We start from the raw sequence: 22,153 nt of genomic DNA, 5'->3' as shown, positions 1-22,153 counted from the left end.
AGGGGACCGACCGGGGAAAGAGTCCTGTAGTTGTCACACTTGTTGCATAATCGCCACAATGCGTTGCATAGATCGGACGCAATCACTGGCTCTAGACGGCGACATGGCTCCGCAGACACCTGTACTCAACAAACCGCTCTTCAGCGAACCTGGCGCGCGCGACGGGCGCCGGCTGCTGGCACTCCCCGGCGTGGTGGCGGTCGTCGGTGCCTTGGTCATGGCGGCTATTTCGTTCGCCATCCTGGTCGGTGCGACACCGATTGCGCCTGACGCCAAAACGACCTGGGCGCTGATCGCTCTCAACGCCGCCTTCGTGCTCTTCCTCATCGCGCTGGTTGGACGCGAGGTGCATCGCATCGTCATGGCGCGCCGGCATGGCAAAGCGGCTTCTCGGCTGCATGTGCGCATCGTTGCCATGTTCGCTCTCGTTGCCGCCATTCCCGCCATCATGGTGGCGATCATCGCCTCGATCACGCTCGATATCGGCCTTGATCGCTGGTTCGAAATTCGCACCAAGACGATCGTCAATTCGTCCCTGTCGATCGCCGACGCCTATGTGCAGGAGAACGCGCGCAACCTGCAGGGTACGACGTTGTCGATGGCCTACGATCTCGATGCGTCGCGAACGCTCTACGGCCTCGATCGCACCGGCTTTCTCGATCTCATGAACAAGGAAGCCGTGGGGCGCTCGCTGGCGCATGCCGCCCTGATCAAGCCCGATGGCTCCTTCGTCATGAGCGCCAAGACCGATGCCGATTTCGCCATGCCGGAACCGCCGGAAGGAGCGGTGGCCACCGCCACCGACGGCAAGCCGGTGCTGATCGAGCCGCGCACGCGCAACATCATGGGCGCCATCGTCAAGCTGCGCGAGCTCGATGGCCTCTATCTCTACACCATCCGTCTGGTCGACCCCGAGGTGATCAAGGCGCGGCAGATCGTCAGGTCCAACACCGACGAGTATCGCAATCTCGAGGACAACAGGCGTACCTCGCAAGTGGCGTTTGCGCTGCCCTATCTGTCGCTGACCCTGATCATCATCCTGTCGGCAATCTGGACCGGCATAGCTGTTGCCGACCGGCTCGTGCGGCCGATCCGTCAGCTGATCGGCGCTGCCGACGAAGTCGCGACCGGCAATCTCGACGTCGCGGTGCCGGTGCGGCCATCCGATGGCGATGTCGCCTCGCTCGGCGACACGTTCAACAAGATGCTGCTGGAGCTCAAATCACAACGCAACGAGATCCTGTCGGCGAAGGACCTGATCGATGAGAGGCGGCGTTTTTCCGAAGCCGTGCTTGCCGGTGTCACCGCCGGCGTCATCGGCGTCGACCCTTACGGCATCATCACCATCGTCAATCGTTCTGCCGAATCGATGCTGGCCGTTTCCGCCGGCGCGGCACTTGGGCAGAATCTTTCCGCGATCCTGCCGCATGTCGGCCGCGTCTTCGAGATCGGCCGTAAATCCGGCAAGCCGGTCTACCGCGAACAGGTGACCTTCTATCGCGCCGGCGCCGAGCGGACGTTCAATGTGCAGGTCACCATCGAGGCAGGCGACGACGGCTCGGAGGAAAAATCCTACGTCGTGACCGTCGACGACATCACCGATCTGGTTCAGGCCCAGCGCTCATCCGCTTGGGCCGACGTGGCGCGGCGCATCGCCCACGAGATCAAGAATCCGCTGACGCCGATCCAGCTTTCCGCCGAACGCATCAAGCGCCGCTACGGCAAGGTCATCACCGAAGACCGCGAGGTTTTCGACCAGTGCACCGACACCATTATCCGGCAGGTGGAGGATATCGGCCGCATGGTCGACGAGTTCTCGGCTTTCGCGCGCATGCCAAAGCCCGAGATGAAGGCCATCGACCTGCGCGAATCGCTGCGCGAGGCTTCCTTCCTGGTCGAAGTCAGCCGCGCCGACATCACCTTCGAGCGGATATTCGGCAACGAGCCGCTCAAGGGCACGTTCGACAGCCGGCTGATGGCCCAGGCTTTCGGCAATGTGATCAAGAATGCCGCCGAGGCGATCGACGGACTGGAACATAAGGACGGTTCGCACGGCATAATCCGGATTCAAGCCGGCCGTCAGAATGGCGCGATTCGCATCGATGTCATCGACAATGGCAAAGGCCTGCCGCGCGAGAATCGCCAACGGTTGCTGGAGCCCTATATGACCACGCGTGAAAAGGGCACCGGGCTTGGTCTCGCTATCGTCAAGAAGATCGTGGAGGACCATGGCGGCAGGCTGGAACTCCATGACGCGCCTGCGGATTTCCACGGCGGGCGCGGCGCGATGATCAGCATCATCCTGCCGCCTGCAACCAGCGCGCTGCCGCGCGGCGAAACCAAGGCGGACCACGAAAGAGAAACTGAAAAGGTCGATAATGGCGTCTGATATTCTCATCGTCGATGACGAGGAAGACATCCGCGAACTCGTCGCGGGCATCCTGAGTGACGAGGGTCACGAAACCCGTACGGCATTCGATGCCGACAGCGCACTGGCGGCCATCGCCGACCGAGCACCGAGGCTGATCTTCCTTGATATCTGGCTGCAGGGTTCGCGTCTGGACGGCTTGGCGCTGCTCGACGAGATCAAGACCATGCACCCGAACCTGCCGGTAGTGATGATTTCAGGCCACGGCAACATCGAAACGGCGGTTTCCGCCATCCGTCGCGGCGCCTATGATTTCATCGAAAAGCCGTTCAAGGCCGACAGGCTGATCCTCATTGCCGAACGCGCACTCGAGACCTCGAAACTGCGCCGCGAAGTTTCCGACCTCAAGCTGCGCAGCGGCGAGACTTTCGATTTGATCGGCATGTCCTCGGCGATGAGCCAGTTGCGCCAGACCATCGAGCGCGTCGCGCCGACCAACAGCCGGGTGATGATCGTTGGCCCTTCCGGATCGGGCAAGGAACTGGCCGCCCGCGCCATTCATACGCTGTCGACCCGCAAGGGCGGGCCGTTCGTGACGCTGAGCGCCGCCAATATCACGCCTGAACGCATGGAGATCGAACTGTTCGGCACCGAATCGAACGGGGTCGAACGCAAGGTCGGGGCGCTGGAGGAGGCCCATCGCGGCATTCTCTACATCGACGAAGTGGCCGACATGCCGCGCGAGACGCAGAACAAGATTTTGCGCGTGCTGGTCGAACAGCAATTCGAGCGGGTGGGCGGTACTAAGCGGGTCAAGGTCGACGTCCGCATCATTTCCTCGACCTCGCAGAACCTTGAGGCGATGATCGCCGACGGGCGTTTCCGCGAGGATCTCTACCACCGGCTCGCCGTGGTTCCGATCATGGTGCCGGGACTGGCCGAGCGGCGCGAGGACATTCCCTATCTCGTCGACAACTTCATGAAGCAGATCGCCCGCCAGGCTGGCATCAAGCCACGCCGTATCGGCGACGACGCGCTGGCCGTGCTGCAGGCGCACAACTGGCCGGGCAACGTGCGCCAGTTGCGCAACAACGTCGAGCGACTGATGATCCTGGCGCGCGGCGAGGACGTGGACGCGCCGATCACCGCGGATCTGCTGCCGTCCGAAATCGGCGATGTCATGCCGCGCACGCCCAACCAGTCGGACCAGCATATAATGGCGCTGCCGCTGCGCGAGGCACGCGAACAGTTCGAAAAGGACTATCTGATCGCCCAGATCAACCGGTTCGGCGGCAACATTTCGAAGACAGCCGAGTTCATCGGCATGGAGCGTTCCGCCTTGCACCGCAAGCTGAAGTCGCTGGGCGTCTGACCCAATCCTCGGTGGCCCACGCGATTGTCCGTTACCTGCACGGCGGAATCGCCTAAACAGGCCGAACCAAATCTCCCGAGGTGACCATGCCGCGCATTGCCTATGTGAACGGGCGCTACATCACTCATGCCGATGCCGCCGTGCATATCGAGGATCGCGGCTACCAGTTCGCCGACGGCGTCTACGAGGTCTGCGAGGTGGCGCGCGGCTTCATCGTCGACATGCCGCGCCACCTTGCCCGGCTGAACCGCTCGCTGACCGAACTGTCGATCGCCTGGCCGGTGACACGCAATGTGTTGCCGCTGATCCTGCGCGAAGTGGTCAACCGCAATCATGTCGTCAACGGCCTGGTCTATGTTCAGGTGACGCGCGGTGTCGCCAGCCGGGAATTTGTCTTCCCATCGGCGAACGTCAAGCCCGCGCTGGTGGTGACAGCCAGGAAGGCCGATCCTGCCGCGGGTGCCAAGCGAGCCGAGACCGGTATCGCCGTCATCACCGTGCCGGAGAACCGGTGGGACCGTGTCGACATCAAGACCGTCGGGCTGCTGCCCAATGTATTGGCCAAGCAGAAGGCCAAGGAAGCGGGCGCACAGGAAGCGTGGTTCGTGGATGCCGACGGCAACGTCAAGGAAGGCGGGTCGTCGAATGCCTGGATCGTTACCAAGGATGGCGTTCTGGTCACCCGGCCGGCCGAACATGGCATTCTGCGCGGCATCACGCGCACCACCATGTTCGAAGTCGCGGCAAGGCTCGGCCTGAAGATCGAGGAACGGGAATTTTCCGTTGCCGAGGCCAAAGCGGCCCGCGAAGCATTCATCAGTTCCGCGACGACTATTGCCATGCCGATCGTGGCCATTGACGGCGATCCCATAGCCAATGGCCACCCCGGCTCAATAACACTTTCGTTGCGGCATGCCTTTTTTGACATTGCGGAAAAAAGTCCAGCCTGATAACCGCACAGGTGGAATGAACATCAATATATCTCGTTCTGCTTGTCGTTACTGACGGCAAGAGGGTGTTTGCGCGCTTGACATGTGCCCGCTAATTTGGCGCATTGGCTGCAAACCGAAGGGGATCGGCGAAAGACAAAAACAATGGCGGAACGATCGCAAAACCTTCAGGACCTGTTCCTGAATTCAGTTCGCAAGAGCAAGAACCCGCTCACCATCTTTCTTATCAACGGCGTGAAGCTGACCGGCGTGGTCACTTCTTTCGATAATTTTTGCGTCCTGCTGCGCCGCGACGGTCACTCCCAACTCGTCTACAAGCACGCCATTTCCACGATCATGCCGAGCCAGCCGGTTCAGATGTTCGATGGCGAGGAAAGCCAGGGCGCCTGATTGGCACGTGAGAAGGACGCGGACGGCACGGTTCGCGGAAAACCAGCGCATCATCCCGGGACGGAAGCCAAGGGTCCGACCCGGGCTGTTGTCATTGTGCCTGTGCTTACGCGCCAACCGCGTAACGACGATGACACGAACCGTCCGCGGCTGACGCGCTCGTCCGAGGCGCGCCACGACGAAGCAGTCGGCCTTGCCCGCGCCATCGACCTTAATCTGATCCATACGGCGGTCGTGACCGTCAACGACCCGCGCCCGGCGACGTTGCTGGGCAGCGGCAAGGTCGAGGAGTTCGCCGGGATCGTCAGGGAAGGGCACGCGGAAGTGGTCATCGTCGACCATCCGCTGACGCCGGTGCAACAGCGCAATCTCGAGAAGCAATTCAACGCCAAGGTGCTGGATCGCACCGGGCTGATCCTGGAGATCTTCGGCGAGCGGGCGCGTACTAAGGAAGGCACGCTGCAGGTCGAGCTTGCCCATCTCAACTACCAGAAGGGCCGCCTGGTGCGCAGCTGGACCCACCTGGAGCGTCAGCGTGGCGGTGCAGGCTTCCTCGGTGGCCCCGGTGAAACGCAGATCGAATCCGATCGGCGGCAGTTGCAGGAAAAGATCATAAAGCTGAAGCACGAGCTGGAAACCGTGCGCCGCACCCGCGACCTGCACCGCGCCAAGCGCAAGAAGGTGCCGTTTCCAGTGGTGGCGATCGTCGGCTACACCAACGCCGGCAAGTCGACGCTGTTCAACAAGCTGACCGGAGCAGGGGTGCTGGCGCAGGACATGCTGTTCGCCACGCTGGATCCGACACTGCGCCGCGTGCGGCTGCCGCATGGCACGCCGATCATTCTTTCCGACACGGTGGGCTTCATTTCGGACCTGCCGACGCATCTGATCGCGGCGTTCCGGGCGACCTTGGAAGAGGTGGTCGAGGCCGATCTCGTCATCCATCTGCGCGACATTTCCGATCCCGACACGGCGGCGCAGGCCGAGGATGTCGAGCGCATCCTCGCCGATCTCGGCGTCGACGCCAGCGACACCAGGCGCGTGATCGAAGTCTGGAACAAGATCGACCTGCTGGACGAAGGCAACAGGCAGCGGCTGCTTGCCGACAGCGCCGACGGTTCCAAGGAGCCGCCGATTGCCGTATCGGCGGTGTCAGGCGAAGGCATCGATGCGCTGAAAGCGGTCATCGAAACGCGGATGGCCGGCGAACTGCAAGACCTGACGGTGACGATCGAGCCGGCACAATTCGGCCTGGTCGACTGGCTTTATCGCAATGGCGATGTCGTTTCGCGAACCGACAATGACGATGGCAGCGCCACCGTTTCGCTGAAGGCCACGCAAAGCGCCCGAGAAGAGATTGAAAGCCGATTGCGACGCAAAAACAACGGCTAACGCGCAGAAATTCCAGGATAAGTATCGCGCTTTCCGTCCGGAATTGCCGGAGCTATAGGCTTACCTTGCAGTCTTTGCTTCCTGCCAGAGCGCTTCCATCTCCTCCAAGCTAGCTTCCTCCAGCGAGCCGCCTGATTTTTCCAGGGCCTGCTCGACATAGTGGAAGCGTGAGCGGAATTTCTCGTTGGTGCCGCTGAGCGCCGCCTCCGAATCGAGCTTCAGGTGACGGCCGAGATTGACGACGGCAAACAACATGTCGCCGAACTCGTCCTTGATCGAGGCCGTCTCACCCCTGGCCAAAGCCTCACGCAACTCACCGATCTCTTCTTCGATCTTGTCCAGGATGGGAGCAGCCTCGCTCCAGTCGAAGCCGACGCGGGCGGCTTTTTCCTGAAGCTTCAGCGCTCGCGTCAAGGCGGGCAAGGCGACCGGAACACTGTCCAGGAACCCCTTGCCGTTGTCCTCCGGGTCAAGGCCGCGCGCGAGGCGGGCTTGTCGCTTCTCGGCCTTCTCCTGCGCCTTGATCTTCTCCCACATGCCCTTGGCCATGCCGGCGCTGCGGGCCTTCTCGTCGCCAAAGACGTGCGGATGGCGGCGGATCATCTTGGTGGTGATGGCCTGGACAACGTCAGGGAAGGCGAATTCGCCGGCTTCCTGCGCCATCTGGGCATGGTAGACGACCTGCAGCAGGAGGTCACCGAGTTCGTCGCGCAAATCGTCGAGATCGCCGCGCGCGATGGCATCCGCCACCTCGTAGGCCTCCTCGATCGTGTAGGGCGCGATGGTGGAGAAGTCCTGCTCGATGTCCCACGGGCAGCCGGTCTTCGACGCGCGCAACGCCGCCATGATCTCGATCAAGCGTGAAATGTCTTTCGATGGCGTCATGGTGCGGATGCTATCGCGCGAACCGCCACTCGGCCAACGCTGTCAGCCGGCGAGGGGACCTTGTCCACAGGCGCACCGTACCCGCCTCGTCAGTCCAGCACGGAAACGATCGCCTTGGCGAGGTCATTCATGCCGTCCTCGGGCAGGCCGGCGACGTTGATGCGGCTGTCGCCGACCATGTAGACGGCGTGCTCGGCGCGCAGCCTTTCGACCTGCGCTTCCGTGAGGCCGAGCCGCGAGAACATGCCGCGATGGCTGGCAACGAAGTCGAAGCGGTCGGAATTGGATTGCCGGCGCAGCGCCTCGGCGAATGCGACCCTAAGCCTCAGCATACGAAGACGCATCTCTTCCAGTTCTGCTTCCCAGTCGGCACGTAGCGCGGCGTCTTCCAGGACGATGCGCACCGCCGCGGCACCATGGTCGGGTGGCATCGAATACATGGCGCGCGCCGCCGACAGCATCTGGCTCATCGCGACGTCGGCCTGCGCGCCGTCCCTGGCCAGGATCATCGCCGCGCCGACCCGGTCGCGGTACACCGCGAAATTCTTCGAGCAGCTCGACGCGACAACCATTTCCGGAACTTTCGCGGCCAGCAGCCGCAAGCCGAGGGCATCGGCCTCCAGGCCGTCGCCAAAGCCTTGATAGGCGATGTCGACAAATGGCAGCAGGCCGCGCTCGACGACCAGATCGGCGATGGCCTCCCACTGGGCCGCGTCCAGATTGGCGCCGGTCGGATTGTGGCAGCAGCCATGCAGCAGCACCACGTCGCCGCTGTTGGCCGACCGCAGCGCCGCCAGCATGTCGTCGAAACGAACCGCTCCCGAGGCCGCATCGAAATAGGGATATTCGCGAATCTGCAGGCCGGCGGCACGCATCACCGGCATATGGTTCGGCCAGGTCGGGTCGGAGACCCAGACCGTGGCATCCGAACGCGTCCGCTTGAGCAGTTCTGCCACCAGCCGCAGCGCGCCGGAGCCACCGGGCGCCTGTGCCGCCCGGATGCGCGACAGGTCCGCGCCTGGACCGAAGGCGAGCTTGGCCATCATAGTGTTGAACCCGGTATCGCCGGCAAGGCCGAGATAGGTCTTGGTATCCTGGCTCTGCAGCAGTCGCTTCTCGGCCTCGCGCACGGCCCGCATAACCGGCGTCTTGCCGTCGCGATCCTTGTAGACGCCGACACCGAGATCGACCTTGCCAGGGCGTGGATCGGCGCGATAGAGGCCGATCAGCGCAAGAATCTTGTCGGCGGCAGCTGGCTGCAGGTCTTCGAACATCATTATGGTTCCGTTGGCGCGGCGGAGTGATACGCAAATTGGCCACGTTTCACCAGCGGTTTTGATCGCGCCGGCGCGAAAGGCGGCACCTGCTGGTGCGGCTTTTCAACCACTTCAGAGAAGGCATGCCATGCTCGTCCGTCTGACCATGATCTGCGCCGGTGCCACGGCGGCGACCCGGAAAGGGCGGTTTCCCTCGGATGAACCGCTGGAGCCACGATCGCCGACATTGGCAAAGGCGATGCGCGGGACGCTGCGTCGCGCCGACCGTGTGTGGACAGCGCCGGCGCTTCGCGCCTGTCAGACCGCCGACGCGCTGTCGCTGAACGCGACTGTCGATCCGATGCTGGCCGACCAGAATAACGGACGATGGGCAGGCAAGAGCTTTGAAGAGGTGCAGGCGCGACAGCCTGAAGAAATCGCCGCATGGCTTACGGATCCGAATGTGGCCCCGCATGGTGGTGAGTCGCTGGCCGATGTTGCCCGACGGACCGCTGGATTGATGGATCGATTGATCGCCGAACGTGGCCATACCATCGCCGTGACCCATGCCAGCGTCATTCGCGCCGCGATCCTGCATGTTCTCGGGGCGCCGATTGCCGCCAGCTCAAAGATCGACGTCGAGCCACTGAGCATCACCGATTTTCGCAGCGACGGCCGCCGGTGGGTGTTGCGCGCCTGCGGTGTCACGGTTCCCAAACCGGCAAAACCACTTGGACCTAAGGGCGTTCACGGAACCTAGGCGAGACGAGATACCTGCAACCGATATTTTCGCGCGAAGAAAAATCGGCAGGGCCGGGATTAAAATCCCCACATGCTCCGTAAACAGGGCATGAAACGGTCGATGCCACGCTTTGACATCCTAGGACAGCTCGGGTCGCTGCGGCGCTACGCCCGTTCGCTGACGCGCGACGGCGTCGAGGCCGAGGATCTCGTCCACGACGCGCTGGTGCGCGCCTATGAGCGGCGCGGCACGTTCCGCTCGGGCGGAAACCTGCGCGCCTGGCTGCTGTCGATCGTCCACAACACCTTCATCGACCGCGTGCGCTCGCGCCGCTCGGAAGCGGCACGCCTCGAACAGGCCCGATATCTGGCCGACGGCAGCACCCCGGCGCCGCAGGACCATTCCGTGCGCCTGGCGCAGGTTCGCGAAGCCTTTTTCAGCCTGCCGGAAGAGCAGCGCTCGGCGCTGCATCTGGTCGCCATCGAAGGGCTCTCCTACCAGCAGGCCGCCAACGCCAGCGGTGTGCCGCTGGGCACGCTGATGTCGCGTATCGGCAGGGCGCGCACAGCCTTGCGGCAGATGGAAGAGGCGCCCGCCCGGGGCAAAAATCATCTCAGGATCGTGGGAGGTGACTCATGACCGCTCTTGTCGACCCGGTTACGGACGCCGATCTCGACGCCTATATCGACGACCAGCTCGACGTCAGCCGCCGTATCGAGGTCGAAGCCTTCCTGTCGGCGCGTCCGGACACGGCCGCGCGTGTGATGTCGGATCTGCGCACCCGCGACGAACTGCGCATGGCGCTGGCCGGCTCCGAAGGCATGGCGCGGCCGGCGACGGCCGATGCGGCGCGGCGGCTGGAGAGGGGGCTTGGCCGGGGCCGCATCTTCGGTGTGCTGCAACGCGCGGCAGCGGTCGCCGCTTTCGTCGCCGCCGGCTGGCTGGCCAACGGCATCGTCGGGCCGATGTCGGTGACCAAGGTCGTCGCGTCGCCTCAGCCGCCCGCCTATTTCGACGAGGCGGTACAGGCACACAGGACGACGCTGCTGCGCGAAAACATGGCCTCGCAGACCGAGGCGCCTAATTACAATGCGGGTGAGATCCGCGCCGCCACCGCCATCGTCATGCCGGCGCTGCCGAAGGACTGGAAGGTCCGCGACGTGCAGATCTATCCGTCGCGCTTCGGCCCGAGTGTCGAGATTGCGGTCGACACCAAGGAGATGGGCCTGGTTTCGCTGTTCGCGATCCGGCCGGGCACTTTCGATGTGGTCAAGCCGACCGTGGCGCCCTCGGGCGACATCTCCTCGGCCTATTTCCAGATCGGCGATGTCGCCTACGCTGTCGTCGCCAAGAGCGAGGTTCATGATCTCGACCGCGCCGCCGAAACGCTCGCCAGAACGCTTTACTGACCAATCCACAAAGGAGACCTCGAATGAATACGCCCAATCTTGGATACCGCGTGGGCACAGGCGCCCGGACTGGAGCCGTCTATGACGAGGGCCTGCGCCAGCACATGCTGCGCGTCTACAATTATATGGGCCTTGGCCTGGTGGTTACCGGCCTTGTCGCCTTCCTGGTGTCGTCGACGCCGGCGCTTTATGTGCCGATCTTTTCCAGCCCGCTGAAATGGGTGGTGATGCTGGCGCCGCTCGCCTTCGTGCTCCTGTTCTCGTTCAAGATGCAGACCATGTCCGCGGCAAGCGCGCAGGCGATGTTTTGGGCCTTCTGTGCCGTCATGGGCCTGTCGCTGGCCTCGGTGTTCCTCGTCTTCACCGGCACCAGCATCGCGCGCACCTTCTTCATCGCCGCCACCATGTTCGGCGCCACCAGCCTCTACGGCTACACGACAAGGCGCGACCTGACGCAGTTCTCGTCCTTCCTTATCATGGGCCTGATCGGCGTGGTGATCGCCAGCATCGTCAACATCTTTCTCGGCTCGACCGCGCTGCAGTTCGCCATCTCGGTGATCGGCATCGCCGTGTTCATCGGCCTGACGGCCTGGGACACGCAGACGATCAAGGAGCAATACGCGGAGAATTTCGATGCGGAGTCGCGCCAGAAGCTCGCCGTCTTCGGTGCCTTCTCGCTCTATCTGAACTTCATCAACATCTTCCAGCTGCTGCTGAATTTTACCGGCGAGCGGGAATAGTCCGGACCGTAGCAGGCAACAGCTTTGAGTCTTGGCTGGCCGGAGGGAAACCTCCGGCCATCTTCTTTCGAAAGGGGCGTCTGGCCCACCATCAAGGTTCATCGCGATCGCGTGAAATGCAAATGCCGTCCGCCACCTTGAGTTCACGCCCGGCCATTTGCTAGCCTGCCGGCCACGCCGGACGAACCGCGAGGACATATGGAACAGGACAGTCTGACGCTTCATGGCGAGGGCATATCGGCAACCATCATCGCCCACGGCGCAGAGTTGGTTTCCCTGCGGGATGCACGAGGATTTGAGTTCCTGTGGCAGGCTGGACCGGCCTGGCGGCGCCATTCGCCGGTGCTGTTTCCGATCGTCGGCCGGCTGAAGGGCGATCACCTGCACCATCGCGGCCAGACCTATCCGATGACGCAGCACGGCTTCGCCCGCGACAAGCCTTTTATGTGGGCGGAGAGGGGGCCTCGATCCTGCACGCTGGTGCTCGCCGACGACGCGGAAACCCGAACGCACTACCCGTTCGCATTTCGACTGGCCGTGACCTATACGTTGGGCGAGGCGCAACTCGACATAGAATTCGAGATTACCAACCCGGGCGACGAACCGATGCCGGCGTCGATCGGGGCGCATCCGGCGTTCAACTGGCCGGTTCTGCCCGATATGGCCAAGGACGCCTATCGCCTGACGTTTGCCCAGGCAGAGCCAGCGCCGATCCGCCGGCTGAAGGATGGCCTGCTCATCGCAACGCCGCAGCCAACGCCGGTCAAAGGCACTGTGCTCGTGCTGTCCGAACGGCTGTTTGAGGACGACGCTGTGATCCTGGACCGGCCGGCCAGCAACAGCGTTCGCTACGGCGCCGATGACGGTCCGGCGATCGAGGTCTCATGGCAGGGATTTCAGGAAGTGGGCATCTGGTCCAAACCCGGCGGCGCACCGTTCCTGTGCATCGAGCCCTGGCACGGCATTGCCAGTCCGTTGGATTTCGATGGCGAGTTCACCGACAAGCCCGGCCTGATGCTGATCGCGCCGGGCGCGAGGCGTTCGCTGAGTTACCGGATCAGCGTGGAGCAGGGGCCTCGGTAAAGTTTTCCTGCAAGCCATGAAGCGGGCGCAAAGCCGGGCCGGGGCTGTATTCGATCTCAGGTCGGGTCTCAGACCTGCCTGACCAAGGCGCCGATAACATTGACAAGAAGGCGCGCGGCGGTGAGCGCCGACAGGCCGTCACTGTCGGCTGGCGGATAGAGCTCCACAAGATCGAATCCGGCGATCCTCGCTCGCTTGCCCAGGCCCGCGATGAGATCGATGACCTGTGTGTAGGTAAGGCCGCCGGGCGTACGCGCGGCCACGCCCGGCATGATGCCGGGGTCGAGACTGTCGCAGTCGAGGGTAACGACGACTCGCGCTCCTTCCGGAATATGGCCGAGCGCCGCTTCGACACCCAGGGCGTGGACCTCGCGGGCGGTGACGAAACGGCTGCCATAGCGCCGCGCCGCTTCGATTTCCGTGAGGCGTGCGCTGCCGACGCTGCGCAGTCCGACCTGCACCATGCCGGCGACATGCGCCATCTCGCTCGCGCGGCGCATCGGGCTGGAGTAGCCGTGGCGTTCGCCATGCACCTCGTCTCGCCAGTCGATATGGGCGTCGATCTGCAGGATCCAGACAGGCCCGTGATCCGCGAAGCCGGCGAGGAAGGGACTGACCACGGAATCGTCGCCGCCGAGCAGGATGGGCACGGCCGGCAAGGACAGGACCTCGCGCGTCTTCGCCTCGATCCGGGCGCGGTTGCCGGCATTGTCATGCATGATGGTCAGGATGTCGCCGACGTCGACGCAGCAGACGGGCTTGCCGTCGAACAGCGGGCCGCCGAGATCGAAATCCCAATGCTCGACGAGCGCGGCATCACCCTGGCTCGCAACGCGGATGGCATCGGCGGCCAAGGCATGACCGCTGCTGTCCTTGCCGGGATAGGTGCTGCCGTGCCCGGCGCCGAAGATCACTGCGCGGGGCGCCGTGCCATCGGCGAGGCGATCGGGCAAGCAGAGAAAGGAAGATCGTGTGGTCATTCTTGATAAGCCTTTGAGTCCAGCCGAGGCGTGATGGATTGAAGCTAGCGTAGTTGCTGGGATGGTCGAATTCCATTGCCGCAATCGCCGTCCAGAAGTTCCGTCGGTTCCAAGCTGGAGGCGGCCCTGAGACGGGGACATTGAGCTTGCTAAAGTGGGCAAACGTTGCAGATTACTGGAACTGCGATAAAGCGAATGGACCGACCGAGGAAAATCCGCATGATCTATCTTTGTTGTCGAGTGCCGCGGTTCTTATGGCTGAACGCATCCGCATAGATGTGGTTGATGGGGAAGGGAATGACATTGCCAAAGTTCTCATGGCAGGCAGGTCTCCTTTTCGGCCTATGCGCTACTCCCGTTGCCTTCCTGCTGGCACTCTTTTCGGCCGGAGCTGGGCATGGCGACTATGTGCTAGCCCGCATTCTCTATCCAATCCCCATGTTGGCAACTCTTTTGACCGACAACACGATTACCGGCCTTTCCCTAGGGTTGGCTGTGGCACAGTTTCCTGCCTATGGGGCATTTGTTGCTCAAGCCGGCCGCGCCGGTTGGTTGGCGCTTGGCCTCGTCCACGTCATTGCAATAGCAACTGCTTTCAGCGGGGTGCTCGACTATTTTTAGGAACGCCTACGACGCCTCGCTGCCGCTACGCGCAACGGGACCAGCCAGCAGATAGCGCTGCGCTGGCAGCTATGCCTATTTGCGCGAAAGACAGCCGCCGACTCTCATCGCCTGGGGACCGGAAGATGGCTACATGCCGGCGCAGTGAAAGGCGCCGGCCACTGGCTTCTGGAAACCCATTTCGATAGCGCGCTTCCGCTGGTGCGGGACTTCCTGACGCGCGTCCATGGCTCAGCACAAGGATTTGAAGAGGTGCAAAAGGAGAAAGATCGATGACGACAACGCCGACCATCGCACGCATCTGGCGCGGCCGTACCCGGGCTGACGTAGGCGACACTTACGAAGTCTATTTGAGAGCCGAAGGTATTCCGCCGCTTGAGAAGACCGCCCTGGGCGTCCAGCTGTTTCGCGAGGATCGCGAAGGGGAAAGCTGGTTCACCACCATCTCGTACTGGCCCGACCACGAATCGATGACGGCTTTCACCAAGGGTGAGCCAACCAAGGTCCACCATCTCGACCGCGACCCGGAGTTCCTGATCGAATTACCGGAGCGAATCCAGATCCACCGCATCCTGCTCGACCACCGGAGGCTGCCCTGATGCGACCGGTCGCGATGTAGGAACACATGGAAAGCGTCGCGCGCCGCCGCCGCGTCATCTGGCATGATATGCTCGGTACGGGCGTCCGCCAAACCGGACGCGATGTCTCGAGCGACGTGCCGGTGTCGGCGGCGCCGGGTCAGGAGGTCGGGTGAAAATCTATAGTCCGCGTGTAGTGGAGGGACAGGAATGGGTTCTTCCCCAACAAGCCGAGGACTACCAGCTATTCGCGAGCCTCGGCGACCTGGGCCAGAAGCGATGGCGTCCGCCGCGGATGAAATTCCTGCGCGAGCAAGAAGACGGAACACCCCGGCTATATTCCGATTTTCCTTGGCTCGGCGAGCACGTGCTCATTCTGAGGAGCACGGCGTTGAAGTTGCTAAGGCCGATTCTAGAACCGTATGGTGACTTCCTGTCGCTTCGTGCTGACGAACCCATATCGCTGTTCAACGTCACCAATGTGGTCGATGCGATGGACGAAGAACGTTCAAGAACCGTCCGGTTTGACGATGGCGGTATCATGATGATCGAAAATCTCGTCCTTCGGCCGGAGGCCATCGGCGGGGCCGAGATATTCAAGTTGCCGGAGCGGCCCGATGGCGTGCGACTATCCGATATCTATCTGCAAGAGACCATCGTGCGTCAGATCGGCGAGCTCGGATTCAAAGGCATCGCCTTTGAATTGGTCTGGAATGACGAAGCGGTCGGTCGCGACAGGATCGAATACCGCGGCATGGAGCGGCGTGCGCCAGTTTCATTCGCGAGTTTGAGACGCTTTTGGTCCGGTCTGCTTCGGAAGCGCGGGCTGTGAAGCAGGGCTGTGAGATGGATTCGAGATGCTTTTCACGTTGTGATAAAAGTCGCATAAGATAGATTATGGAACCTACGCACGTAGCGCGGCCGGGGAATTGCTGCGGTTCCGACCGCTGTCGGCAAACATCATGAATGGGCGCCACCGGCACTTCACGACCTCGAACCCATGGTCGAGCGTTCAAACGACGACTTGAAACGCCAACTGAGCAGCAGCCTCTACCGGTTTGACTCGTATGGGATTTCGATCACCATGCCATCATAGGCTGGTTCGACATTGTCGGGCGTCTCGGCCATCACGGCGGTGTAATCGAGCGGCACGTGCATGTGCGTCAGCACGGCGCTCCCAGGCGAAAGCGCCTCGATCCAGGCCAGCGCCTGGCCAAGCGAAAGATGGCTTGGATGCGTGTTGTATTGCAAAGCGTCGATGACGAGCATGTCGAGACCTCGCAGCCGTTCTGCGGTGGTCTTGGGAAAGTCGCTGACATCGGGACAGTAGGCGAGCCCACCGATGCGGAAACCCAGCGAAATGATGTCGCCATGGATCTGGGGCAGCGGCTCGAAGGTGAGGGCGCCCCCCTCTCCTTCGATCACGACCGGCCGGGTATGATCGATGATGTGGGCGTCGACGATCGGCGGATAGGAACTGCCTACCGGCGTCTGGAAGCAATAGCCGAACGCCTCGCGCAGCCGCAGCATGGTCGGCTCGTCGGCATGGATGCCGATGCGGTGCCGTTGTTCCAGCACATAGCCGCGCAGGTCATCGATGCCGTGGATGTGGTCGGCATGCGGATGCGTGTAGATCACCCCGTCGATGCGCCTGACTGAAGCCATCAGCATCTGCTCGCGGAAATCGGGGCCGGTGTCGATGACGACCGTGGTGCGGCCGCCATTGGCGGCAATGCGCTCGACAAGCGCCGCCGTGCGCATGCGCCGGTTCCTGGGATTGGTGGGATCGCAATTGCCCCAGTCGCCGGTGATGCGCGGCGTGCCTGGGGATGACCCGCAGCCGAGAATTGTCAGGCGCAGCCGGTCGCTCATGTCTCGAGCGCCTGCTGGCGAGGCATTTTTCCAAACAGCCGAAAGAAATTATCGGTCGTCACCGCCGCGATCTCAGCCTCGCTGACGCCGATTGTCTCGGCCAGCACCTTGGCGGTTTGCGCGACGTAAGCCGGCTCGTTGCGCTTGCCGCGGAACGGCACCGGCGCCAGATATGGCGCGTCGGTCTCGACCAGCAGCCGGTCACGCGGCAGATCGGCGGCGATGGCGCGCAATTCGACGGAGTTCTTGAAGGTCAGGATACCCGAGAACGACACATAGCCGCCTAACGACACGCCGACCTCGGCGAGCCGCCGTCCCGACGAAAAGCAATGCAGGATGAACGGGAAGGCGCCCTTCCCTGTCTCGTCCTCGAGAATGGCGGCCATGTCGTCGTCGGCATCGCGTGAATGGATGACGAGAGGCAGCCCGGTCTCGCGGGCGGCGGCGATATGAGCGCGAAAACCCTGCGCCTGCGCATCGCGCGGTGCCTTGTCGTAGAAATAATCGAGACCTGCTTCGCCGATCGCCACCACCTTTGGGTGAGTGGACAGGCGGACAAGGTCGGCGGTGGTGACGTCGAGCTCCTCGGCGGCATTGTGCGGGTGAGTGCCGACCGAGCAATAGACTTCGTCGAAAGTCTCCGCGATCTCAAGAACTTGCTGAAACCGCTTCACGCGCGTGGAGATCGTCACCATGCGGCCGATTCCGGCCGCCTTGGCGCGGGCGACAATGGCCGCCCGCTCCTCGGCGAAGTCCGGAAAGTCCAGATGACAATGGCTGTCGACGAGCATCAGGCGTTCGCGTCCGTCTGTTCGACATAGCGCGGAAACACGCCCTCCGGCGCAGGCAGCGCCGTCCCGGAAACAAGCGCGTGGTCGGCGTGGACATGCACGAACTCGCGATAGTCCGCCGGCACCGCCAGCAGGTCGAGCAGCTTGCCGGCCGAGCCCGGAATGAAGGGCTGGCATAGAACCGCCACGCGCCGGACCACTTCGGCCGTAGTCCACAGCACCGTTTCCATGCGCTCGGGATTGGTTTTCTTGAGCGCCCAGGGTTCCTGTCCGGCGAAATACCGGTCGGCTTCCGCAACCACGCCGAAGATCGCCGCCAGTGCCAGATGGATGCCCTGTTCGGCCATTGCCTTGCGCGCGGTGGCGAGAGCGTCGATCGCTTGATCCAGGATCACCTTGTCGGCTTCCGCCAGGTCGCCGCGCTTCGGTACCACGCCGCCGCAATTCTTGGCGATCATCGACAGCGAGCGCTGCGCCAGATTGCCGAGACCGTTGGCCAGATCGGCGTTGGTGCGGTTGACGATCGCTTCATGGCTGTAGCTGCCGTCCTGGCCGAACGGCACTTCGCGCAGGAAGAAGTAGCGTACCTGGTCGAGGCCATAATGCTCGATCATAGTGAACGGGTCGATGACGTTGCCGACCGATTTCGACATCTTCTCGCCGCGGTTGAACAGAAAGCCGTGGCCGAAGACGCGCTTCGGCAGCGGGATGCCGGCCGACATCAGGAAGGCTGGCCAATAAACCGCGTGGAAGCGCACGATGTCCTTGCCGATGATGTGCGCATCGGCTGGCCAGAACTTCCATTTCTCATCTTTTTCATCGGGATAGCCGACGCCGGTGATGTAGTTGGTCAGCGCGTCGACCCACACATACATGACATGCTTTTCGTCGCCGGGTACCGGCACGCCCCAGTCAAATGTGGTGCGCGAGATCGACAGGTCCTTCAGTCCCGACTTGACGAAGCTCATCACCTCGTTGCGGCGCTCGGCCGGACCTATGAAGTCGGGCTGGCCTTCATAAAGCGCGACGAGCTTGTCCTGATAGGCCGACAGGCGGAAGAAGTAGCTCTCTTCCTCGACCCATTCGACCGGCGTTCCCTGCGGCCCGTAGCGGACATTGTCGGGACGGACCTCGGTCTCCTCCTCGCCGTAATAGGCTTCGTCGCGCACCGAGTACCAGCCGGCATAGCCGCCCTTATAGACGTCGCCATTGGCGGCCATCGCCTTCCAGATCGCCTGCGAAGCAGCGTAATGGCGCTCCTCCGTGGTGCGGATGAAATCGTCGTTGGAGGCGTTGAGCGCGGTCGCCATGCGCTTGAACTCGGCTGAATTGCGGTCGGCCAGTTCGCGCGCAGAAATGCCTTCGCGCTTGGCTGTCTGCAGCATCTTGATGCCGTGCTCGTCGGTGCCGGTAAGGAAGAAGACCTGCTTGCCGTCGAGCCGCTGGAAGCGGGCAAGAGCATCGGTGGCGATCAGCTCGTAGGCATGGCCGATATGCGGCTTGCCGTTCGGATAGGAAATCGCGGTCGTGATGTAGAATGTGTCGCGTGACATGAATGAACCGTCATGAATGTCTGAATGGAGGCCGTGGCGGTGGATATCGCATCGGAATGGCGATTGCCATCCCGAGACCAGTGCATGCCGCCCAAAAGTGGCCCCGGTTTAAGGGGCAACGGCATGCACCAAAAAAGGCCCGTCACATTCGCATTGCAGAATTCAGGCGGTCGATCATGGTCAGGGCGTGCTGCTTTTTGTCGAGATTGTAGGTGTCCGTCTCAGATATAGCGTCCAGCGCCTCATGCCAACTGTCCGACAGCGCTTTGGCCCGCTTGAGATCGCCAGCCCGCGCCGCCTGGCTTGCCGCATCCGACAGAAGGTCCAGCGCCCGGCGATTGAAGATGTCGAACTGTATCGCCTGGTCCTTGCCCGCGACCGCCTCGGCCAGGCGATAGGCGCCGCCAATATCGCTCTTTCCCGTCGCCACCAGTCCATCCAGCGTCCGCGCGATCTCCAGCCCGCCATACTGCGTCAACAGGATCGCGTTGCGGGCGCTGCCCCCTGCCCGCTCGACCAATGCAGCCCTCGCGGCCGGATCGTCGGGCGGCGGCGGCTCCGCTGTCTCCAGCACCGCCATCAGTTCGTTGGCGTCGAGCGGTGTCAGCCGCACCACCTGGCAGCGCGAGCGGATCGTCGGCAGCAGACTGCCGGGTGCATGGACGATGAGAATGAACAGGGTCCGTGCCGGTGGTTCCTCGAGATTCTTCAGCAAGGCATTGGCCGCATTGGCATTCATGTCGTCGGCCGGATCGACGATCACCACCCGGTAGCTGCCGTCATGCGAAGTCAGCGACAGAAAGCGGCTGACCTTGCGGATTTCGTCGACGGTGACGACGGTCTTGAAACTCTTGGTCTTGTCGTTCAACGGGCGGGTCAGATGCAGTACGCCGGGATGCGCGCCGGTTGCGATCTGGCGAAACAGCGGCGAGGCCGGATCGGGAACTGCTAGGTTGCCAGGCGCCTGGTCGAAGGCCGGATGCTTCAAAAGGTGGTGGGCGAGATGGAAGGCGAGCGTCGCCTTGCCGATCCCGACCGGACCGGCGAAGATAAGCGCATGAGGCAGCTTTCCCGCACGATAGGCGGCGGCAAGCATGGTGACGGCCTGCCCGTGTCCGACCAGACGCGGTGTTTCGGAGGGTTCCGGCACACCGTCCAGCGTATCATGCTGTTCCGGCGCGATGCGTTCGAAGATCATACGGGTGCGACCTGCCTGTTGCGCTCGGACGCCCTTGCCTCCAGTGCCGCGAACACGGTCGCCGTGACGACATCCTCCACCGTGTCCGGATCGGCGGACGCATCGACGACGATGCAGCGTTCCGGCTCTGCCGCGGCGATCGCCAGGAACGCTTCGCGGCGGGCCTGGTGGATGGCCAGCGTCTCTTTTTCGAAGCGGTCGGCTGTGGCATCGCTGCCACGCCGCAATGTCGCGCGCTTCAAACCCTCGGCCGGGTCGATATCGAAGATCAGCGTCATGTCGGGCATCATGCCGTTGATGGCGACCTGTTCCAGCATGGCCATGAATGCCGGATCGATCCCACCCGTAACGCCTTGATAGACACGCGAGGAATCCAGGAAGCGGTCACAAAGCACGATGGAGCCGCGTTCGACCGCCGGACGGATGACCTGCTCGACGTGGTCGGAACGCGCGGCTGCGAAGAGCAGCGCTTCCATCTTGGGCCCGAACGGTTCGGCGGCACCCGAAAGCAGCACATGCCTGACCGCTTCGGCGCCCGGCGAGCCGCCCGGCTCGCGTGTCCGTACGACATCATACTTCTTGGCGCGCATCTTGGTGGCCAGCCGCTCGATCTGCGTCGACTTGCCTGCGCCTTCGCCGCCTTCGAAGGTGATGAAAAAACCGCGCGCCAACCGAGGGCCTTTGTTCGTGTTCGAGTGGATTGTTGCGCTGTAGATAGTCCGCGTTCGGGAAAACGTCCATGCCGTCAGTGCTATCGGAGCCAGCCGATCGCCAGTTCCTTGACGGCATCGAGAGCGCGTTGCGGCAACGTGCCGACGCTGATCGACTCGGCGGCGAACAACGGTGTCTCCTGGCTCAGCGTGTCGCCGATCCAGACGCGCAGTGCGCCCACCGGCTGCCCCTCCTCCACCGGTGCCGCGACCGGGCCGGTGTAGATGATCCTGGCCGTCAGCTTGTCGCGGTTGGTGATCGGCAGGAAGATGTCGATCGGACCTTTTGCCTTGAGCGTCACGCCGGATTTCATGCCGCCAAAAACCTGGGCCTCTCCGACCACCTCGTCCTTGGCGAAGATTTCGGTCTTCTCGAACGAGCGAACGCCCCAATCGAGCAGTTTGCGTGCCTCTTCTGCGCGCTCCTTGTCATTTGCCAGCCCGCTCATCGCCGCGATCACCCGCGTGCCGTTGTGGCTGGCCGAAGCCACGATGCCAAAACCGGATGTCTCGCTTGCGCCGACAGCCAGGCCGTCGGCGCCGATGTCCATCGCCAGCAACGGGTTGCGGTTCCTCTGCGAGATCTTATTCCAGGTGAAATCCTTCAACCCGTAATACCGGTAGAAATCGGGGTATTCGCGCCATAGATGCAGGGCGAGCTGCGCCAATTCGCGCACGTTTGTCTGCTGGCCGTCGGCCGGCAGGCCAGTGGAGTTCACGAAAGTCGACGTCTTGAGGCCGATCTGGCGCGCACGTTCGGTCATCTCTCCGGCAAAATTGTCCTCGGATCCGGCCATGCCTTCGGCGATGACGATACAGCCGTCATTGGCGGCCTGCACGGTCACCCCCTGGATCAGGTCCTCGAGCCGGATCGCCGATTTGAGCTTGGCGAACATCGTCGAGGTTCCCGACGGCGCGCCACCTTTGCGCCAGGCGTTTTCGCTGACCACGAACGTATCGTCGAGTTTGAGGCGCCCGGATTTGAGGGCGTTGAAAACCACTTCCATCGTCATCAGCTTGGCCATCGAAGCCGGCGGAATGGGTTTATCGGCATCTTTCGAAAACAGCACCGTGCCGGTATCGGCATCGATCATGAAGGCTTGCGCGGCCTTGGTCTCGAAAAGCTGCGCTTGGGCCGGCGAAAGCGTAAGCAGGAGGCTGAGGAGAAAAAAAACGGCGAAAGGCTGTAGCAAGCGAAACTGCATGAAAATCGACCCGTTGGCCGGCCCCTCCGGCGTCCCGAAACTATCGGGCTTTTTCGGT

At 62.7% G+C, this 22,153-nt stretch carries 22 protein-coding genes; 13 read left to right on the top strand and 9 right to left on the bottom strand.

Going from position 1 to position 22,153, the window contains the following annotated elements; translation table 11 throughout:
* The first annotated feature begins 58 nt into the window (after positions 1-58).
* The 5 genes from LB555_RS27130 to hflX all read left to right on the top strand — a co-directional run bounded on the left by LB555_RS27130 (position 59) and on the right by hflX (position 6,472).
* Positions 59-2,389 carry an ATP-binding protein gene (locus LB555_RS27130; protein WP_411970804.1) on the top strand — a complete coding sequence of 777 codons (2,331 nt, stop codon included), beginning with the start codon at positions 59-61 and terminating at the stop codon, positions 2,387-2,389.
* The gene (locus LB555_RS27125) at positions 2,379-3,740 is read left to right on the top strand and encodes a sigma-54-dependent transcriptional regulator (RefSeq protein WP_224684185.1); all 1,362 of its coding nucleotides are present in this window, start codon (positions 2,379-2,381) and stop codon (positions 3,738-3,740) included. The genes LB555_RS27130 and LB555_RS27125 overlap by 11 nt, the downstream gene beginning before the upstream one ends.
* An 86-nt stretch (positions 3,741-3,826) precedes the next feature.
* Positions 3,827-4,690, top strand: a complete 864-nt coding sequence (locus LB555_RS27120; protein ID WP_140619610.1) for a D-amino-acid transaminase — start codon at positions 3,827-3,829, stop codon at positions 4,688-4,690.
* Positions 4,691-4,834: 144 nt separating this feature from the next.
* Positions 4,835-5,080, top strand: a complete 246-nt coding sequence (gene hfq, locus LB555_RS27115) for an RNA chaperone Hfq (RefSeq protein WP_006202172.1) — start codon at positions 4,835-4,837, stop codon at positions 5,078-5,080.
* Entirely contained in the window at positions 5,081-6,472 is a 1,392-nt protein-coding gene (gene hflX / locus LB555_RS27110) for a GTPase HflX (protein ID WP_224684184.1), read from the top strand.
* Between the two features lie 60 nt (positions 6,473-6,532).
* Here the strand turns inward: hflX and mazG are convergent, their stop codons facing one another.
* Positions 6,533-7,357, bottom strand: coding sequence for a nucleoside triphosphate pyrophosphohydrolase (mazG, locus tag LB555_RS27105; protein ID WP_224684183.1), 825 nt, complete (start codon positions 7,355-7,357; stop codon positions 6,533-6,535).
* An 89-nt stretch (positions 7,358-7,446) separates the two neighbouring features.
* Complete coding sequence (locus tag LB555_RS27100) at positions 7,447-8,631, bottom strand: aromatic amino acid transaminase (protein WP_224684194.1); 1,185 nt, start codon at positions 8,629-8,631, stop codon at positions 7,447-7,449.
* A gap of 130 nt (positions 8,632-8,761) precedes the next feature.
* Between LB555_RS27100 and LB555_RS27095 the strand changes: the two genes are divergently transcribed.
* From LB555_RS27095 to LB555_RS27075, 5 genes are all read left to right on the top strand, one after another.
* Entirely contained in the window at positions 8,762-9,373 is a 612-nt protein-coding gene (locus tag LB555_RS27095) for a histidine phosphatase family protein (RefSeq protein ID WP_140717349.1), read from the top strand.
* A 90-nt stretch (positions 9,374-9,463) separates the two neighbouring features.
* Positions 9,464-9,994 (top strand): sigma-70 family RNA polymerase sigma factor, encoded by a 531-nt coding sequence (locus tag LB555_RS27090; protein ID WP_411970809.1) that lies wholly within the window; start codon positions 9,464-9,466, stop codon positions 9,992-9,994.
* Positions 9,991-10,764 (top strand): anti-sigma factor family protein, encoded by a 774-nt coding sequence (locus tag LB555_RS27085; RefSeq protein ID WP_224684181.1) that lies wholly within the window; start codon positions 9,991-9,993, stop codon positions 10,762-10,764. The genes LB555_RS27090 and LB555_RS27085 overlap by 4 nt, the downstream gene beginning before the upstream one ends.
* A 23-nt stretch (positions 10,765-10,787) precedes the next feature.
* Entirely contained in the window at positions 10,788-11,504 is a 717-nt protein-coding gene (locus tag LB555_RS27080; RefSeq protein ID WP_015317911.1) for a Bax inhibitor-1/YccA family protein, read from the top strand.
* A 198-nt stretch (positions 11,505-11,702) separates the two neighbouring features.
* Positions 11,703-12,587: an aldose 1-epimerase family protein gene (locus tag LB555_RS27075; RefSeq protein WP_224684180.1), complete on the top strand. Its 885-nt coding sequence runs from the start codon at positions 11,703-11,705 to the stop codon at positions 12,585-12,587.
* Positions 12,588-12,655: 68 nt separating this feature from the next.
* Here the strand turns inward: LB555_RS27075 and LB555_RS27070 are convergent, their stop codons facing one another.
* The gene (locus tag LB555_RS27070; RefSeq protein WP_224684179.1) at positions 12,656-13,567 is read right to left on the bottom strand and encodes an agmatinase; all 912 of its coding nucleotides are present in this window, start codon (positions 13,565-13,567) and stop codon (positions 12,656-12,658) included.
* A gap of 297 nt (positions 13,568-13,864) precedes the next feature.
* On the opposite strand from LB555_RS27070, the gene LB555_RS27065 reads away from it, so the two are divergent.
* The 3 genes from LB555_RS27065 (at position 13,865) to LB555_RS27050 (ending at position 15,598) form a co-directional block, all read left to right on the top strand.
* Entirely contained in the window at positions 13,865-14,188 is a 324-nt protein-coding gene (locus LB555_RS27065) for a hypothetical protein (RefSeq protein WP_015317908.1), read from the top strand.
* 272 nt (positions 14,189-14,460) lie between these two features.
* The gene (locus tag LB555_RS27055) at positions 14,461-14,787 is read left to right on the top strand and encodes a hypothetical protein (RefSeq protein ID WP_140664436.1); all 327 of its coding nucleotides are present in this window, start codon (positions 14,461-14,463) and stop codon (positions 14,785-14,787) included.
* Between the two features lie 151 nt (positions 14,788-14,938).
* Positions 14,939-15,598, top strand: a complete 660-nt coding sequence (locus tag LB555_RS27050) for an imm11 family protein (protein WP_015317905.1) — start codon at positions 14,939-14,941, stop codon at positions 15,596-15,598.
* 218 nt (positions 15,599-15,816) lie between these two features.
* Here the strand turns inward: LB555_RS27050 and LB555_RS27045 are convergent, their stop codons facing one another.
* The 6 genes from LB555_RS27045 to LB555_RS27020 form a co-directional block, all read right to left on the bottom strand.
* Complete coding sequence (locus LB555_RS27045; RefSeq protein ID WP_224684178.1) at positions 15,817-16,638, bottom strand: MBL fold metallo-hydrolase; 822 nt, start codon at positions 16,636-16,638, stop codon at positions 15,817-15,819.
* Complete coding sequence (locus LB555_RS27040; RefSeq protein WP_140873940.1) at positions 16,635-17,429, bottom strand: TatD family hydrolase; 795 nt, start codon at positions 17,427-17,429, stop codon at positions 16,635-16,637. The genes LB555_RS27045 and LB555_RS27040 overlap by 4 nt, the downstream gene beginning before the upstream one ends.
* Positions 17,429-18,982 (bottom strand): methionine--tRNA ligase, encoded by a 1,554-nt coding sequence (metG, locus tag LB555_RS27035; protein ID WP_015317902.1) that lies wholly within the window; start codon positions 18,980-18,982, stop codon positions 17,429-17,431. The genes LB555_RS27040 and metG overlap by 1 nt, the downstream gene beginning before the upstream one ends.
* A gap of 142 nt (positions 18,983-19,124) precedes the next feature.
* Positions 19,125-20,180, bottom strand: a complete 1,056-nt coding sequence (locus LB555_RS27030; RefSeq protein WP_224587338.1) for a DNA polymerase III subunit delta' — start codon at positions 20,178-20,180, stop codon at positions 19,125-19,127.
* On the bottom strand, positions 20,177-20,851 hold the full coding sequence (tmk, locus tag LB555_RS27025) for a dTMP kinase (RefSeq protein ID WP_015317900.1): 675 nt from the start codon (positions 20,849-20,851) through the stop codon (positions 20,177-20,179). The genes LB555_RS27030 and tmk overlap by 4 nt, the downstream gene beginning before the upstream one ends.
* Positions 20,852-20,931: 80 nt before the next feature.
* Positions 20,932-22,095, bottom strand: a complete 1,164-nt coding sequence (locus tag LB555_RS27020) for a D-alanyl-D-alanine carboxypeptidase family protein (protein ID WP_015317899.1) — start codon at positions 22,093-22,095, stop codon at positions 20,932-20,934.
* Positions 22,096-22,153: the final 58 nt, after the last annotated feature.

The sequence above is a fragment of the Mesorhizobium sp. BR-1-1-10 genome (assembly GCF_020165595.1).
In the GTDB taxonomy this organism is placed as follows: Bacteria; Pseudomonadota; Alphaproteobacteria; order Rhizobiales; family Rhizobiaceae; genus Mesorhizobium; species Mesorhizobium australicum.
This window is presented reverse-complemented; position numbering and strand designations above follow the sequence as displayed.